This is a genomic window from Vibrio glycogenivorans, assembly GCF_051660965.1.
Classification (GTDB): Bacteria; Pseudomonadota; Gammaproteobacteria; order Enterobacterales; family Vibrionaceae; genus Vibrio.
In genome coordinates this window covers 67,825-82,585 of the sequence record NZ_JBPVIS010000008.1, presented here as the reverse complement: position 1 = coordinate 82,585, position 14,761 = coordinate 67,825, and the positions used below count along the sequence as shown (strand labels likewise).

Sequence of the window (14,761 nt, the reverse complement as noted above, 5' to 3'; positions counted from 1 at the left end):
TATGAAAAACTATTTAAACGTTGTCGAGCAATTGGAATCACAACTCGGTCAGCAACGAGTATCAACCCATCGTAAAGATCTCGAGGCGAGCAGCCACGATACATGGCCCTTGATGACCAAATTAAACTTGCTCGATCAGCACCCGAATATGGCTGATGTCGTGGTTACTGTGGACAGCGAGCAGCAGATCAGTGAGGTGTTGGCGGTGGCCAATAAAGAGCAGGTGCCGGTTACGGTGCGTGCTTTGGCTTCATCGGTCACAGGGCAGCCGTTGCCAACCCGAGGAGGTATCGTGCTTGATGTATCGCAACTGCCTGCTGACTATTCGGTTAATGAACAGAATATGACCGTAACTGCCGATGCCAGTTTTAACGGTGGCGACCTAGAGGACTTACTTGCCAAGCAAGGTTGGACTATGGGGCACTCGCCACAATCCCTCTATCGCTCGACTGTCGGTGGGTGGTTAGCGACGCTAGCTACGGGGCAGTTCTCCTCGCTTTATGGTGGCATCGAGGATTTAGTGGTGGGTTATGATGTTATCCTTGCCACCGGTGAAAAGATGACCCTTAAAGCCAACCCTCGCGCAGCAATGGGACCGGATTTACGTCAAATCTTTTTAGGATCTGAGGGTACCCTAGGTATCATTACCTCAGTGACGTTGAAAATCTTTCCAGTTGCTCAGGCCGAAGCGTTGATGACCTATGCGGTGCCAAGTGTTGAGCAGGGGCTGCAGATGATGCGTGAAATCACCGCCTCAAATATCAAGCCATTCCTAGTGCGATTCTATGACACCGAAGAAGCCAAGCACGCCATGGCGGACCCGAGCTTCGCCACACCCGTATTGTTCTTAGGCAGTCGCGGTCTGCCTGAGCTCGTCGATGCCGAGCAAAACGTATTAAATGGCATTGCGACGAAACACGGGGCTACTGCGATTGGCACCGAAGGTGTTGAGGGCTGGATGGCGCGCCGTTATGACTTCTCAACGGTGGAGAACTTACTGGCGACCAAAGGCGGTTTTGGTGAGACCATCGAGATTGCCCATAACTGGGATACGATTCATGACCTGTGGGCTGCACTCAAAGTCGCCCTAGACCCTTACGCGGATGAAGTACTGTCGCACTTCTCTCATATCTATAACCAAGGCACTTCGATGTACATGATCCTGCTGGCACAGACCGAGGATGATGAGGTGGCAGTTGAACGCCTGCGTCAAATTTGGAAGACCACCATGGAGGTGTGTATCGAATATGGCGCTGAGCTGTCGCACCACCACGGCGGCGGTCTTGCTCGCTCGCCGTACAGTCGCCGCTCAATCGGGGAAGCGCACCTTATTCTAAGAAAGCTCAAAGCAGCGCTCGATCCGAACGGCATTCTCAATCCAGGCAAGCTCGGATTGGATTAACCACTAATGATTTACATGCAACGCCGAGGTGTGTATGCAACCGACTCTGTTGGCCTTAAGGGCTGACAGAGTCAAAGAGCGAGCATCGAGACACCTCATATTTAGTCACGATGACAGCTTAATTTCCATCACCAAGCTGCCTCATCAAAACAAGGTGCGAGGTACGGGGACGGGCATAGCCCTACGAGGTTCGAGGAGGTTATCGCAGAGCGTTGACTACTCGAACCTCGGAACGAAGTGTACCCCGTACCTCGGTCCTGAACTTAGAGGACAATTATATGGAGAATGTGTTTAATGTTATGCAATTAGCTGGTGCCATTGCTGGTGGATTTCTTGGAGCCACCTTTGGTGCTTTAGTCGCGTTTGTGTTTACTGGATTTGCCATCTTGGTCGGCATCGCCATCGTGATGGGCAGTGGTGACCCAACCTTTCTTAACCTTATCGGCCTAGGTCCCTTCTTCGGTCCGCATATCTCGTTTGCAGCAGGGGTTGCTGCGTCTGCGTATGCGGCGAAGAAAGGCTGGCTTGAGAGTGGGCGTGACATTGTCACTCCATTGGTGAGTTTAGGTAAGCCAGAAGTGCTTTTGGTTGGCGCGGCGTTTGGTCTATTTGGTTTCGTGGTGCAGCAGCTACTGATGCTGGTAGATGGTTTGGGTAACTACACGGATTCAGTGGCGCTGACTGTGGTGATCTCCGCGGTCGTGGTACGCTTGATGTTCGGTAAGTGTGGCATTGTCGGTGAGCACTGCCAGGGTAAGAAAGGGCTGAAACGCTTTGAAACCTGCAAAGAGCACGCTTGGCTTCCTTATCAAGACTCCTTCTCTATGAGCGCGGTGCTCGGTCTATTCGTCGGCGCTATGTCGGCTTATGCAGCGTATGAACTTTTAACTATCTATCCTCAACCCGAAGCGCAGGGCGTGATGCTGTTTGGCTTTGCGATCTCAGCTATCTCATTGCTTTTCTTAGGTATGAATGTGATGGTGCCCGCCACTCACCATATCACCGCGGTCAGTGCGGTGGCGGTCTCATTATTTATGGGCGTTATTGGCAATCAGTTTATGGTGATCACGCTTGGCGCGGTGTGCGGTTTACTTGCCTCGGTATTAGGGCAATTATTTGCAAGATTCTGGTTGATCCGAGCTGATACCCATATCGACCCACCGGCTAGCGCAATCTGGCCGATGACATCTGCTCTTATTGTTATTTCAGTCGCCCTTCAGTAGTTAAGGAGTTACGTATGGACAATAAAATACTAGTCATTGATGCAGGCACCACGGGTATCAGAGCCATTATCTATAACGACCGTTGTCATATCTTGGCGCAGGCTTATACCGAGTTTCCCAACTACACGCCCGAGCCCGGTTTGGTCGAGCAAGACGCCAATGAGATCTGGCAGGCGACCGAGAAAATGATCACCCAGGCGCTGAATGCGCTCGAGCTGCAACTGGATGATATCTCGTGTATCGGGATCACCAACCAAAGAGCCACCACCGTGGTGTGGGATCGCACGACCGGCGAGCCGGTGACACGGGCGATCGTTTGGCAAGATACGCGCACCGCCAAACAAGCCGAATCCTTGACCAAAGCGTGGGGCGATGAAGTCTATTCGCACACGGGCTGGCCGATTGCGCCGGTTTACTCTTCACTCAGTTTGCAATGGATGCTCGATAATGACCCGAGTATGCGCGAGCTAGCCGAGCAGGGGCAACTGGCATTCGGTACGGTGGACTCATGGCTGATTTATCGCTTAAGCGGCGGCGCGAAACACATCATTAGTGCGTCGAATGCGTCGGTTACTGGCAGCTACGATATGGTCAAAGGCGAGTGGTATAGCGAATGGCTAAACTCGTTACAAATCCCGCTCTCTATGTTCCCAGAAGTGTGTGATGACTCAGGTATTGTCGCAGTCACTGATCCGAGTGTGATGGGTGGTAGCGTACCGATTAGTGGCGTTATTGCTGACCAACACGCAGCGCTGTTTGCCCAAGGCTGTACTGAGCCGGGTATGATCAAGTGTACCCATGGCACCGGTACCTTCCTGGATATGTTGATAGGTGAGGAGCCGATTATTGAGCCTAGCAGCGGTGTTTGCTGTCAGATTGCTTGGCAGAAAAATGGTAAGACGCATTATGCACTAGAGGGTTACGCAGGTTGTACCGGCTCCGCGGTTCAATGGCTGCGCGATGGGCTGCAAATTATCGATTCTTCGAAAGAGTCGGAAGCCGTGGCGAAAAAAGCCGATGATAACGGTGATGTCTACTTTGTGCCGGCACTTACCGGATTGTCAGCACCATCGTGGGACTCGTTTGCTCGTGGCGTGATATTAGGTATCACCCCGGGCACCAAACGCTGTCATATCGTCAGAGCGACGCTAGAAGGGATTGTCTATTCGGTGCGCGACTTTATTGAGGAGATGGAAAAAATCTCTGGCTATGAAGTCAAGAGTATCGCCGTAGATGGTGGCGCGTCGAAGAATGATCTCTTGGTCCAGTTCCAGGCCGACCAGCTAGGCGTCGAGGTCGTCAGACCAAGAAATGTTGAGGCAACCGCCTTTGGTGCGGCGTTGATGGCAGGGCTTGGCATCGGTATGTGGAGTAATGAGCATGAAGCCTTTGCCGTGCACCGCAACAAAACCAGCTTCCAGCCAGAGATGTCAGAAGCGACGCGCAGCGAGTTGTATCGCAAATGGAAAGTGGCGGTTGAGCGCGCACGTGGATGGAGCAAGCTATGAGACGAACAGACTTACACTCTATCAGTAAGCAGCAGTACGACTTGATCGTTGTTGGCTGTGGTGTGACTGGAGCGGCGATTGCCCGCGATGCAGCGCTGCGGGGTCTTAAGGTGTTGGCGGTGGAGAAAGAGGACATCGCCTCAGGCACCTCTAGTCGCTCGTCTAAGCTGATCCATGGCGGATTGCGCTACCTTGAAACCTATCAGTTTGGCTTGGTGGCTGAATCAGTGCGAGAACGTGAGATGGCGCTGAGGGTTGCCCCGCACCTGACCAAGGTGCAGCCATTTTTGTATATGTTCTATGATGATGCGCCCGACAAAAAGTGGCTGCTTAACCTTGGCCTGACGTTTTACGATGTGGTGTCTGGTAGTTGGGCGAAGCGCCGCCATCGAATGCTCAGTCGTGATCAAGTGCTGGAGAGACAGCCACAATTTCGTCAAGATGGCCTCAATGGCGCGGCGTTGTTTTTCGATGTCTCTACCGACGATGCTCGCGTGACCATTGATACCATCAAATCGGCATGTGAGCAGGGCGCGGAGGTGATTAACCACTGCGAGGTTGTGGGTTTAACCTTTGATGATAAACGCTGTAATGGTGTTCAGGTCAAAGATCGCCTGACCGACAAGACTGGCGTGGTGCATGGGCACTACGTGGTCAATGCATCTGGGCCTTGGAGTGATAATATTCTGCGCTTTGAAGATGGCAACTCAAAAGTATTGAGACCCACCAAAGGGGTACATATTGTCCTAAGAAAGAGCGACTTTCCACTTCACTCAGCCGTGTTTACTCGCTCGCCAGACGATGGACGCGTGGTATGGCCAATTCCTTCGATGCAAGATGATCGGGTGTTTATCGGCACAACCGATACCACTTATGAGGGCGATCTGGATAATGTCTGCCCCGATAAGCAGGACATCGATTATCTGCTCAATGTGGCCAATCACCTTATGCCTACCGCAAGGTTGGAGCCCAAGCATGTGGTGGGCTCTTGGGCCGGGTTGCGTCCCTTGATCGCGCCAAAAGATGATCTCAACAACAGCAAGACGCCACGCGAGCATCAGATCATGGTCAGTGATTCGGGTGTGCTGTCGATTGTTGGCGGTAAGCTAACCAGTCACCGAGTGATGGCCAAGCAGGTTATTGACCGTGTGATCCGAGAAGATGGCTACAAGTACCTCTCACCGAGCTTACTGCCACACACTGCGCACAAGGTGGTGCTGTCAGGCGCACGTCCGATTGGCCAAGGCAGCTACAGCCATAACCAAGTAGTGGCAAAACTGGTTGAGGGTAAAGTGCCGATGGATCTCGCTCGGGCTTGGGCAGGGCGGTTTGGCTCTAATGCGCTAAAGGTCGCTGAGATATATCGTGCCGCTCCGGCCAACCAGGTGCGACTGTCTGAGCGTGGACTCACGGTGGCAGAGCTGGACTACTGCGTCAATTATGAGGTCGCCAGTCAGCTTGCTGATCTGCTAGTACGTCGCACGTCCGAGTTCTTCTGGGACAAGCAGGGTGGGCTTGCGCAGATCAAGGCCATTGCCGCAGAGATGCAGCAGCGACTTGGCTGGAGTGACGAGCAAACGGCGCAGCAGATAGAGCGTTATCAGAGATTAGTTGAGCAGCACCGCCCGGTTGCTGATGCTCGTGAGACAACTACAGCAGAAGATGTGGAGGTAGTTGTTTAGCTCAACATTCATTACTCGCGCACTTAAGCTTGGGAACGCTAATTAAAGACCATGGGATTTCTAGCCTAATCCCTGGTCTTTCTTTTTTGGTATTATTTGTAGCTAAAAGGCGCGATTGTAAGGATCTTCTTGTTCAAGAGCACGGGTTTGCGCCGCGAGGATCTCATCGCTATCCAAGTTACTCAAAAGAGAATTGAGCTCAGGTCGCTTCGGGTTAGTAATAAACGCCGCCGATGAGATCTTTTGATGCTGCTCAAAAGTTGCCGCGTCGGTTAACGGCGTGGCTTTTAGACCGGCAAAACTGAGCGGAACTGGGCTCCCCGTCATGTGCCAGATCCCGGCATCTAACTCATCACGCAGCACGCGAGCGGGAATTTGTCGAAAGTCCGATTCGATATAATCAAACCCTTGCTGGCGAGGGAACTCACATTGAGTCAGGCCCAAGTGGTCGGTGGAGTGTCGGTCAATCGCAATCCGGCGCCACTGCTCAGGCTGCGAATCCTGGCCAGAGATGATCACGAGTCGTTCTAGGCAGTAATAGGTATTGGGCTTCAATACTTTCATCTGGCCTGATGCCTCGCTGATCCCTTCAATCTCGGCAGCGCCGCTTGAGGCAAGGGTAATATCACTCTTACCTTGCTCAACTTGCGCGATCCGGTCTAAAGCCCCCGGTTGGTTGGAGATAAAGTAGGGGATATTGAGCTCACTGAGCTTGGCCGTAAAGTGACGGATCAAGACATCAATCTCAATCGAGCCACTGCTCGGCATCAAGAGCTGTAGCGGCTTAAGCTTGGCAATATTCCAGCACAGCCCCACGTCAAGGTGGGTAATCACCCGTCCTTGATGCCCACGAGAACGAGTTTTCAGCGCCTCAGTATCACTGAGTAAAGTCAGCGCTCGCTGCATGGTCCCCGCCACGATATTATGCTGCTGCTTAAAAAAGGCATTGGTTGGCAGCTTACCATCGACCCCAGCACTAAGCGCTTGAATCGCGATCTGCCGCTTGGCATTCAATATGGCTTGATCTTCACCAGAATCTTTACTGACTTTCGACATAATTCTTATTTAAAATCAGGGGTTAATATCGGCTATGGTAGCAGATATGCGGCTTTCGAGGAAAGAGCAGGTTCGAGGAAAACGCAGGTTCGAGGAGCGAGTACGGGCTTTGCCCTTCGAGGCTCGAGGGATTTACCAGGTGTTGGAAGACACTCGCACCTCGGAACGAAGTGAAACCCGCTCCTCGCCCCCCTAAACAAAGAAAGCCCAGCAGGCGTTAATACCTGCTGGGCCTTATTAATCAAAGCGAAAGACGAGACTTATTTTACTGTCCAAGCAATCTCTTCGCCGCCGCGGATTGGTACGACGACGTCGCCGCCAAACGGCATGGTTTCAGCGACTGACCAAGCTTGCTTGGTTAGAGTCACGGTGTCTGCGTTGCGTGGGATACCGTAGAAGTCTGGGCCGTTGTGGCTGGCGAAAGCTTCAAGGTTTTCTAGTTTGCCTTCTTGCTCAAACACCTCAGTGTAAAGCTCTAGTGCAGCGTGCGCTGTGTAAGAACCTGCGCAGCCACAAGCGTTCTCTTTTTTGTCTTTGGCGTGCGGGGCTGAGTCCGTACCAAGGAAGAACTTCTTGCTGCCACTGGTGGCTGCTGCAACCAAGGCTTGTTGGTGCGTGTTGCGCTTCAGAATTGGTAGGCAGTAGAAGTGTGGCTTAATGCCACCAACCAACATATGGTTGCGGTTGTACATTAGGTGGTGCGCTGTAATCGTTGCTGCCACGTTCTCGTTGGCGTTGTTGACAAACTCCGCTGCTTCAGCAGTAGTGATGTGTTCAAGGACGATTTTTAGATTTGGGAAATCGTTAACGATTGGTGCAAGTACGGTCTCAAGGAACTGCTTTTCACGGTCGAAGATATCGACATCGTGCGTGGTCACCTCGCCGTGGACTAGAAGCAGCATGCCAACTTCTTGCATTGCTTCAAACACATGATAGATTTTTTGCGCTGAAGTCACACCAGAGTCAGAGTTGGTGGTTGCGCCTGCTGGGTAAAGCTTTGCCGCAACAACTTTGCCTGATGCTTTTGCTTTACGGATTTCATCAGGGGTGGTGTTGTCTGTCAGGTACAGCGCCATAAGCGGCTCAAACTGCTCGCTTGGTTTTTCTGCCATGATGCGCTCACGGTAAGCCAATGCCATCTCGGTATTGGTCACAGGTGGGATAGTGTTTGGCATAATCAGTGCACGGCCGTTGTAGCGGCTGATATCGCGTACTGTATCTTTTAGAACGTCACCGTCACGTAGGTGAACATGCCAGTCGTCTGGACGAGTAATTGTAATCGTTGTCATAAAGCGCTCCCACCGCATATAAGATTGGAATAGCGCCTAAACGCAAACGGTTACGCTTAGGCGACAGGATGATAGTGGAATCCGCGTAAAGAAACAATCACTGTGTGTCTATTTGCCTATTTTAATATCAACCACAGGGCATGAACCATGCCTGGGATGAAAAAGAAGATGGTTAAAATCAGGTTGATCAAAAACTGCGAGCCAAAACCAAACTTGATAAATACCGCGAGTGGGGGGAGAAGAAGGCAGATGATCACCATTAAAAATGTATTGTCCTGCATCGATTGACTCCAATTCACTGTGAGAATAACTAAACAACTAGCAGACTCAGTCGAGAGATCAACCGTCAAACATGGATAAGGCTTGGCCAAATGACTGCATCTCACTTGAGATGCCTTGGTCTTGGTGATAGCGTGAACGCATAACACAATACACGGACCCCATCATGCAAAATGAGCAAAATCGCCAAGATACCCACTTGTCTGGCATTCATATTTTCCCAGTTAAATCTATTCGAGGCATCGAGCTATCCAGTGCCTGGGTTGAAAAGCAGGGATTGGCCTTCGACCGCAGGCTGATGCTTGCCAGTCATGATGGTGTGATGGTGACTGCGCGTAAATACCCTCAATTGGTACTGGTTAAGGCGGCCCTGACCGCGACAGGTTTAGTCCTAAGCTACCCAGGTCGACCGGCCCTGCAACTGAGTTACCACGATTTCTCAATGCAGCCTACAGACGCAACCGTGTGGAGCGATGAGTTCACCGCGTATAAAGTGGATGAGAGGGCGGACGAGTGGTTTAGCGATCTTTTGGATCAGGATGTTGAACTTCTGTATACCGGTGAGCAGTCTAACCGTACACGTGAAAAGCTTGGCCATAATGTCAGCTTTGCCGATGGATATCCTTTGCTGATCATTTCACAGGGCTCGCTTGATGCGCTCAACGCGCGTAGTAGCGAAGAGCATAAGATGGCGCAGTTCCGTCCTAATCTGGTTGTCTCAGGCTGCGAGGCGTTTGCTGAGGATAGCTGGAAGCGAATTCGCATTGGTGAGGTTGAGTTTGAGATCATGAAGCCTTGTGAGCGCTGCATCCTAACCACGGTTGAGACGGAGACCGGTAAACGTCGTGAAAATCGTGAGCCGCTCAAAACCTTGAGTCAGTTCCGCGCCAATGAGTTTGGTCAGGTGTTCTTTGGCCAGAATGTGCGTGCGCTTAATGAAGGGATTATTGAAAGCGGTGCAACGGTTGAGATACTTGAAACTCAACCCGCGGTTGAGTATATCGACCAAAACAGCAGCGTGGCGGTAAAGAAAGAGCTGCTACTCACCATTGATGGACAGCAGATCCAGGGTAATGATCAGGAGACGCTGCTTAGCCAAGCGGAAGCGCAAGACATTAAAATCCGCAGCAGTTGCCGCTCAGGCTTATGTGGCGCTTGTAAAGTCAAGGTAACATCGGGCAGAGTGAAACAGCCACAAGCACCAGCCATCACCGATCAGGAGCGAGAGCAGGGCTTTGCTCTCGCGTGTTGCTGTATTCCTGAAACCGATGTTGAGATCACGCAATAGAGTTAGCTATTGACCGGCTGCGCTGTCTTGCGGCGCAGCCACTGGTGCGGTTTAACTTGCGCCAGCAATACTCCACCAATCACCAGTATCCCTCCTATCAAATGATAGGTATCGATCACCTCATCAAGCAGCACCGCCGCCATGGCCAATGCGAAAACCGGTAGCAAATTCATAAACATTGCGGTTGAGTCGGCGCCGAGCTTTTTGATTGCGGTGACCCACATCCAGGGCGTCAGTGCAGACGCGAGAACGCCAGCGTAGGCAATTAATGGCAGCGAGGCTTGGGTAGGCATTAATTGCTCGCTAGTCAGCCACAAAGGCGTGAGCATCAGTACCGCCAAAACACCTTGGGCGTAGATCATGGTCCAGTTGCCGAGCGGCAGTTGCCAACGCTTAAGCAAAACACAGTAAGTGGCATAAACCACCGCGGCGAGCACCATCAAGCCATCACCTTGAGTCACCGATTGACGCATAAAGAACAGCACGTCACCTTGTCCTAGCATCAAGGCTAAGCCTGAGAGGGACAAGATACCGCCTACCACACTCAAAGGTGAGATAGCTTTGCCGAGCAAAGGTAAGCTTAGAAACACACTCAGTAGCGGTACCAAAGACGTGATTAACGCCATGTTAGACGCCGTGGTTGTCAGGCCTGCGTAATAGCCTAAAGATTGATTCAACACCATGCCCAGACCCGCCAGTATGGCCAGTTTACCGATATGCTTTGTGATCACCTTACGTTGCTTGAGGGCTTGTGGCAGGCAAAAAGGCGACAAAATAACGATCGCCACCAGCCAGCGATAGAAGCTCATGGCACTGGGCTCAATGGCGGTGGCTGCCATCTTATTGACGATAGAATTGCCTGCCCAAATAAAAACGGTGATCAGCGGTAACAAATAAACCATAACAGCCTAGGAAGTAGGGGAGAATGTCGCTAGTTTCTCATGTCGAATGGTTTGCATGTATCTATAAAACGACATTGTAGGTGATGGAGAGACAAAATAGTCCGTGCTACAGCTCATTCGCGTTTTCACGCGTCTATGACACGGCCCGAACGAATGGTAACAAAATCGCGCTTTGGTAAGAGTTGCTTATCAATCATCACAGGTCGTTACAAATTAGCCAAAGAGTTAGGGGGGCTTTTTCTTTAGAATAAACGGTAATCTCGCTCAATGTCCTCGGTTTTTCCTACAGCCGGCAATGAGCGCTCGCGCTACATAAGGAGAACACCGTGCAAGAGATGTTAACGGCCATCTTAGTCCAAGACTTTGATACATTATTGGAGTTTGATTCGTTACACGCTCTATTGCTGTTGTTAGCCCTGATCTTATTTCTTGAGTCGAGCTTCGTGTTTTTGCCTTTGCCTGGCGACGGTCTGGTGTTATTTGTTGGCGGGCTTGTCGGTATTGGCGCGATTGATTTTCACGTCGCGTTATTTGTTTTAGCCTTCGCTGCAGGCAGTGGCAGTGTGATTGGCTATTTGCAAGGGCGCTGGCTCAGCGACACACGCTTTATGACTAAGGTGGAAGCGACGCTTCCCGATGGCGCATTGTCACGTGCGAGTGACTTGCTAGAGCGCTATGGCTTTTTATCTCTGTTTGGCTCACGTTTTATTCCCTTTGTTCGCGTACTCACACCGATGCTAATGGGGGTTTCTCGCCTTAGTATTGCCCGCACGGCGATCATCAGCATGACTAGCTCGCTTACCTGGACGTTAGCGCTGCTGTGTGTTGGCAGTTGGGTGATGCAGCATCCTATTGTCGCAGAGTACCAAGAAGTGCTGACTAAATACTTCTTGATGGGTAGCTTAGCTCTAATGATCAGTGCGTTCATTGGCGTCGCCATCCGTGTATCACGTAATAAACGCCGAGATCCCGCTAGCAATATCGTGGTTGAGTGAAATATCACCAAGTGTGGTTGGGTATCGTCAAGAACGCGCATTTTTACTTTACCCGACGGGTGAATAAAGGGTATCTTGCTGGACAGGCGCGACATCGCCATGTAACTCAAGGAATCGAATGAAAAAAAATGCTCGCAACCTACATCCGTCGCTCGCTATCGATAAGGCGCCTTCGGATGTATTTATGAACTTTGAGGCTTTCCTCTCCAATACTGAGACCCGAGTTCACTCCCACCCTTGGGGGCAGATTCAGTTGATCAGTGGCGGGATCTTAGAGATGGATGCTGAAGATACTCGATTCCTAGCGCCGCCCCATCTCGCTATCTGGGTGCCTGCGGGCGTACGTCACTGCAGCTATAACCGTAAACCACTCGAATACTGCTCACTCAATATCTCGCCAAGCTTAGCGCAAGGCCTGCCAGCGCAAACCAGCCTGCTCAAGGTCACTCCAATCATCGACGCCATCATTGAGGATTTTCGCCAGCGTGGCGTTAATGTTGCAGAGTCAGTGCAAGATCAGCGCCTAGTTCAGGTGCTGCTGGATCAATTAGCTGCCAGCGACGTTGAACACCATTTTCTGCCAAGCACGGATAATAAGTATTTGGCCAAAATTCTCGCTCATGTCGAGGAGAACCCAACCGATGATACCTCACTGTCGATGTGGGCAGAAAAAGTCCACACCACTGAGCGCACCCTCGCGCGCCATTGCCAAACCGAGCTTGGTATGAGCTTTACCGAGTGGCGTCTGCGGGTACGTTACCTGTTTTCGATGGAGCTGCTGCGTAAAGGGCATTCGGTCAAAGAGGTGGCACTGACATTGGGCTATAACCAAGCCAGTCCGTTTATTAGTATGTTCAAGAAGTATTCTGGGCAAACCCCAGAGCAGTATAAGAACCGACTGTTGTAAAATACCGGCGTAGTGCAAACAATATTGTTTTGTTGAATTATAAAGTGCAAATGGAATGAGCGTTTTTGGTTTTGACTGCATGTTAGTAAACGGTGCGGATTGAGTCGGTAAGAGGATGCCGCTCTGATGAAGATGCGCATAAAACACGAGTCAAAGACAAAAAGCTACTGGAAGTCCAGTAGCTTTTTTTCATCGTTGAAGTTAATTGCTTAACTATTTAACAAGGTAAACTGATTGACCTTCTTTGATGGTCTCAAGCACTTTAAGTTCTTTCAGGGCTTGTGGCTCAATCTCAAGCGGGTTTTGGTCAATGATGATCATGTCCGCCATTTTGCCGACCTTCTGCCCTCTATTCTATTCAAAACTGTGACCCAGTTAAATTAAAGGTAAAGCAGAAAGTGTCGCCAGTCTCATTTGTTCAAATAAAAGTTTCATTTGTATTATAAGAATATGTAATCTTTCGGTGTTACCACAAAAGTTCGCAGGTTAACTACTGATTATCAGGTGTTAGCAGACTTTTGTCTCACATATTGAACGCTGTCTTTGTAATATAATAATGGATTTTATATGAAACAAACTATTCTAAAGAGCTTACTTGCTTCCTCTGTCGCCCTTGCGGTGGGTTGTGCGAGCACCAGTGAACCAACGATGGATTTTCCGAATAATAAAGAGACTGGTGAAGCTCTGCTGACACCAGTTGCGATTACCGCAAGTAGCCACGATGGCAACGGCCCTGATCGTCTGTTTGACCAAGACTTGACCACGCGTTGGTCTGCAGCCGGTGATGGCGAGTGGGCCATGCTTGACTACGGCTCTGTTCAAGAGTTTGATGCAGTGCAGATAGCGTTCAGCAAAGGTAATGAGCGTCAGTCTAAGTTTGATATTCAAGTGAGTGTTGACGGCGAAAATTGGACAACGGTTCTGGAAAACCAATTAAGCTCAGGTAAGGCGCTTGGGCTTGAGCGTTTTCAGTTTGAGCCAGCCGTGCCAGCTCGCTATGTCAAATATGTCGGTCACGGCAATACCAAAAGCGGTTGGAACAGCCTTACAGAAATGGCGGCGGTTAACTGTGACGTGAATGCTTGCCCGGCGAGCCATATCATCACACCTGCCGTGGTTGCTGCAGAAAAAACCATGATCGCTGAGATGGAAGCGGCGGAAAAAGCGCGTCAAGAAGCGCGTAAAGATCTGCGCACTGGTAACTTTGGCGTGCCAGCGGTTTACCCGTGTGAAACCACAGTACAATGTAACACCCGCACTGCACTACCAGTTCCAACCAACTTGCCAGCAAAACCGCTTGCAGGTAATGCACCAAGCGAAAATTTCGATTTGACCCACTGGTATCTATCTCAGCCATTCGATCACGATAAAGATGGCAAGCCAGATAACGTTTCTGAGTGGAACCTAGCTAACGGCTACCAACACCCAGAGATTTTCTACACCGCTGATGACGGTGGCATGGTGTTTAAGTCTTACGTCAAAGGTGTTCGCACATCGCAAAATACTAAGTATGCGCGTACAGAGCTGCGTGAAATGATGCGTCGTGGCGACCAGTCTATTCGCACTCAAGGGGTGAATAAAAATAACTGGGTATTCTCAACCGCGCCAATCGAAGATCAGAAAGCGGCGGCTGGTATTGATGGCGTGATGGAAGCAACGCTGAAAATCGACCACACCACCACAACAGGTAATGCCAATGAGGTGGGTCGCTTTATTATCGGTCAGATCCACGACCATAACGATGAGCCGATCCGTTTGTACTACCGTAAGCTACCAAATCAAGCGACTGGCGCAGTTTATTTCGCTCACGAAAGTCAAAATGCTACCAAAGAGGACTTCTACTCTCTAGTTGGTGACATGACCGCTGAAGTCGGTGAAGACGGTATCGCGCTTGGCGAAGTGTTTAGCTACCGCATCGAAGTAAAAGGGCACGATCTAATTGTGACGCTCAAACGTGACGGTAAAGAAGACGTTCAGCAAATTGTTGATATGACCAACAGCGGCTACGATGTCGGTGGTAAGTACATGTACTTCAAGGCCGGCGTGTACAACCAAAATATCAGTGGTGATCTAGACGACTACGTACAGGCAACCTTCTATCAGCTAGACGTATCTCACGATCAATACCAAGAGTAATCTAAGCAGATAACTCCTTGTTAAGGTGAGAAGAAAAATCGGCACTGACGGTGCCGATTTTTTTGTACCTGCAGTGCAACCTGGGATAGCGGTG

At 50.5% G+C, this 14,761-nt stretch carries 13 protein-coding genes and 1 pseudogene; 9 read left to right on the top strand and 5 right to left on the bottom strand.

Going from position 1 to position 14,761, the window contains the following annotated elements; genetic code table 11:
• Window position 1: 1 nt before the first annotated feature.
• The 4 genes from ACSTTG_RS16250 (at window position 2) to ACSTTG_RS16235 (ending at window position 5,815) form a co-directional block, all read left to right on the top strand.
• The gene (locus ACSTTG_RS16250) at window positions 2-1,402 is read left to right on the top strand and encodes an FAD-binding oxidoreductase (protein ID WP_438475561.1); all 1,401 of its coding nucleotides are present in this window, start codon (window positions 2-4) and stop codon (window positions 1,400-1,402) included.
• Between the two features lie 278 nt (window positions 1,403-1,680).
• The gene (locus tag ACSTTG_RS16245) at window positions 1,681-2,625 is read left to right on the top strand and encodes a DUF7973 family transport facilitator (RefSeq protein ID WP_438475560.1); all 945 of its coding nucleotides are present in this window, start codon (window positions 1,681-1,683) and stop codon (window positions 2,623-2,625) included.
• Between the two features lie 14 nt (window positions 2,626-2,639).
• Entirely contained in the window at window positions 2,640-4,133 is a 1,494-nt protein-coding gene (locus ACSTTG_RS16240; protein ID WP_438475559.1) for an FGGY family carbohydrate kinase, read from the top strand.
• Window positions 4,130-5,815: a glycerol-3-phosphate dehydrogenase/oxidase gene (locus ACSTTG_RS16235; RefSeq protein ID WP_438475558.1), complete on the top strand. Its 1,686-nt coding sequence runs from the start codon at window positions 4,130-4,132 to the stop codon at window positions 5,813-5,815. The genes ACSTTG_RS16240 and ACSTTG_RS16235 overlap by 4 nt, the downstream gene beginning before the upstream one ends.
• A 102-nt stretch (window positions 5,816-5,917) precedes the next feature.
• Here the strand turns inward: ACSTTG_RS16235 and ACSTTG_RS16230 are convergent, their stop codons facing one another.
• The 3 genes from ACSTTG_RS16230 to ACSTTG_RS16220 form a co-directional block, all read right to left on the bottom strand.
• Complete coding sequence (locus tag ACSTTG_RS16230; protein ID WP_438475557.1) at window positions 5,918-6,871, bottom strand: YhfZ family protein; 954 nt, start codon at window positions 6,869-6,871, stop codon at window positions 5,918-5,920.
• Window positions 6,872-7,131: 260 nt separating this feature from the next.
• Entirely contained in the window at window positions 7,132-8,160 is a 1,029-nt protein-coding gene (gene pyrC / locus ACSTTG_RS16225; RefSeq protein WP_438475556.1) for a dihydroorotase, read from the bottom strand.
• 116 nt (window positions 8,161-8,276) lie between these two features.
• Complete coding sequence (locus ACSTTG_RS16220; RefSeq protein WP_438457431.1) at window positions 8,277-8,441, bottom strand: YqaE/Pmp3 family membrane protein; 165 nt, start codon at window positions 8,439-8,441, stop codon at window positions 8,277-8,279.
• A 164-nt stretch (window positions 8,442-8,605) separates the two neighbouring features.
• Here ACSTTG_RS16220 and ACSTTG_RS16215 point away from each other — a divergent pair.
• Together ACSTTG_RS16215 and ACSTTG_RS16210 are read left to right on the top strand one after the other, a co-directional pair.
• Window positions 8,606-9,457, top strand: a pseudogene (locus ACSTTG_RS16215) (MOSC domain-containing protein); the annotation flags it as partial.
• Complete coding sequence (locus ACSTTG_RS16210) at window positions 9,458-9,727, top strand: 2Fe-2S iron-sulfur cluster-binding protein (RefSeq protein WP_438457608.1); 270 nt, start codon at window positions 9,458-9,460, stop codon at window positions 9,725-9,727.
• A gap of 2 nt (window positions 9,728-9,729) precedes the next feature.
• Here ACSTTG_RS16210 and ACSTTG_RS16205 read toward each other — a convergent pair whose 3' ends face one another.
• Window positions 9,730-10,629, bottom strand: a complete 900-nt coding sequence (locus tag ACSTTG_RS16205; RefSeq protein WP_438457432.1) for a DMT family transporter — start codon at window positions 10,627-10,629, stop codon at window positions 9,730-9,732.
• Between the two features lie 335 nt (window positions 10,630-10,964).
• Here ACSTTG_RS16205 and ACSTTG_RS16200 point away from each other — a divergent pair, with 335 nt between their 5' ends.
• Complete coding sequence (locus ACSTTG_RS16200; protein WP_438475656.1) at window positions 10,965-11,624, top strand: DedA family protein; 660 nt, start codon at window positions 10,965-10,967, stop codon at window positions 11,622-11,624.
• A gap of 118 nt (window positions 11,625-11,742) precedes the next feature.
• Window positions 11,743-12,531, top strand: coding sequence for an AraC family transcriptional regulator (locus ACSTTG_RS16195; protein ID WP_438475555.1), 789 nt, complete (start codon window positions 11,743-11,745; stop codon window positions 12,529-12,531).
• Between the two features lie 213 nt (window positions 12,532-12,744).
• Here ACSTTG_RS16195 and ACSTTG_RS16190 read toward each other — a convergent pair whose 3' ends face one another.
• Window positions 12,745-12,861, bottom strand: coding sequence for a hypothetical protein (locus ACSTTG_RS16190; protein WP_438457434.1), 117 nt, complete (start codon window positions 12,859-12,861; stop codon window positions 12,745-12,747).
• A 237-nt stretch (window positions 12,862-13,098) separates the two neighbouring features.
• On the opposite strand from ACSTTG_RS16190, the gene ACSTTG_RS16185 reads away from it, so the two are divergent.
• Window positions 13,099-14,667 (top strand): polysaccharide lyase family 7 protein, encoded by a 1,569-nt coding sequence (locus ACSTTG_RS16185; RefSeq protein ID WP_438457435.1) that lies wholly within the window; start codon window positions 13,099-13,101, stop codon window positions 14,665-14,667.
• The last annotated feature ends 94 nt before the right edge of the window (window positions 14,668-14,761 follow it).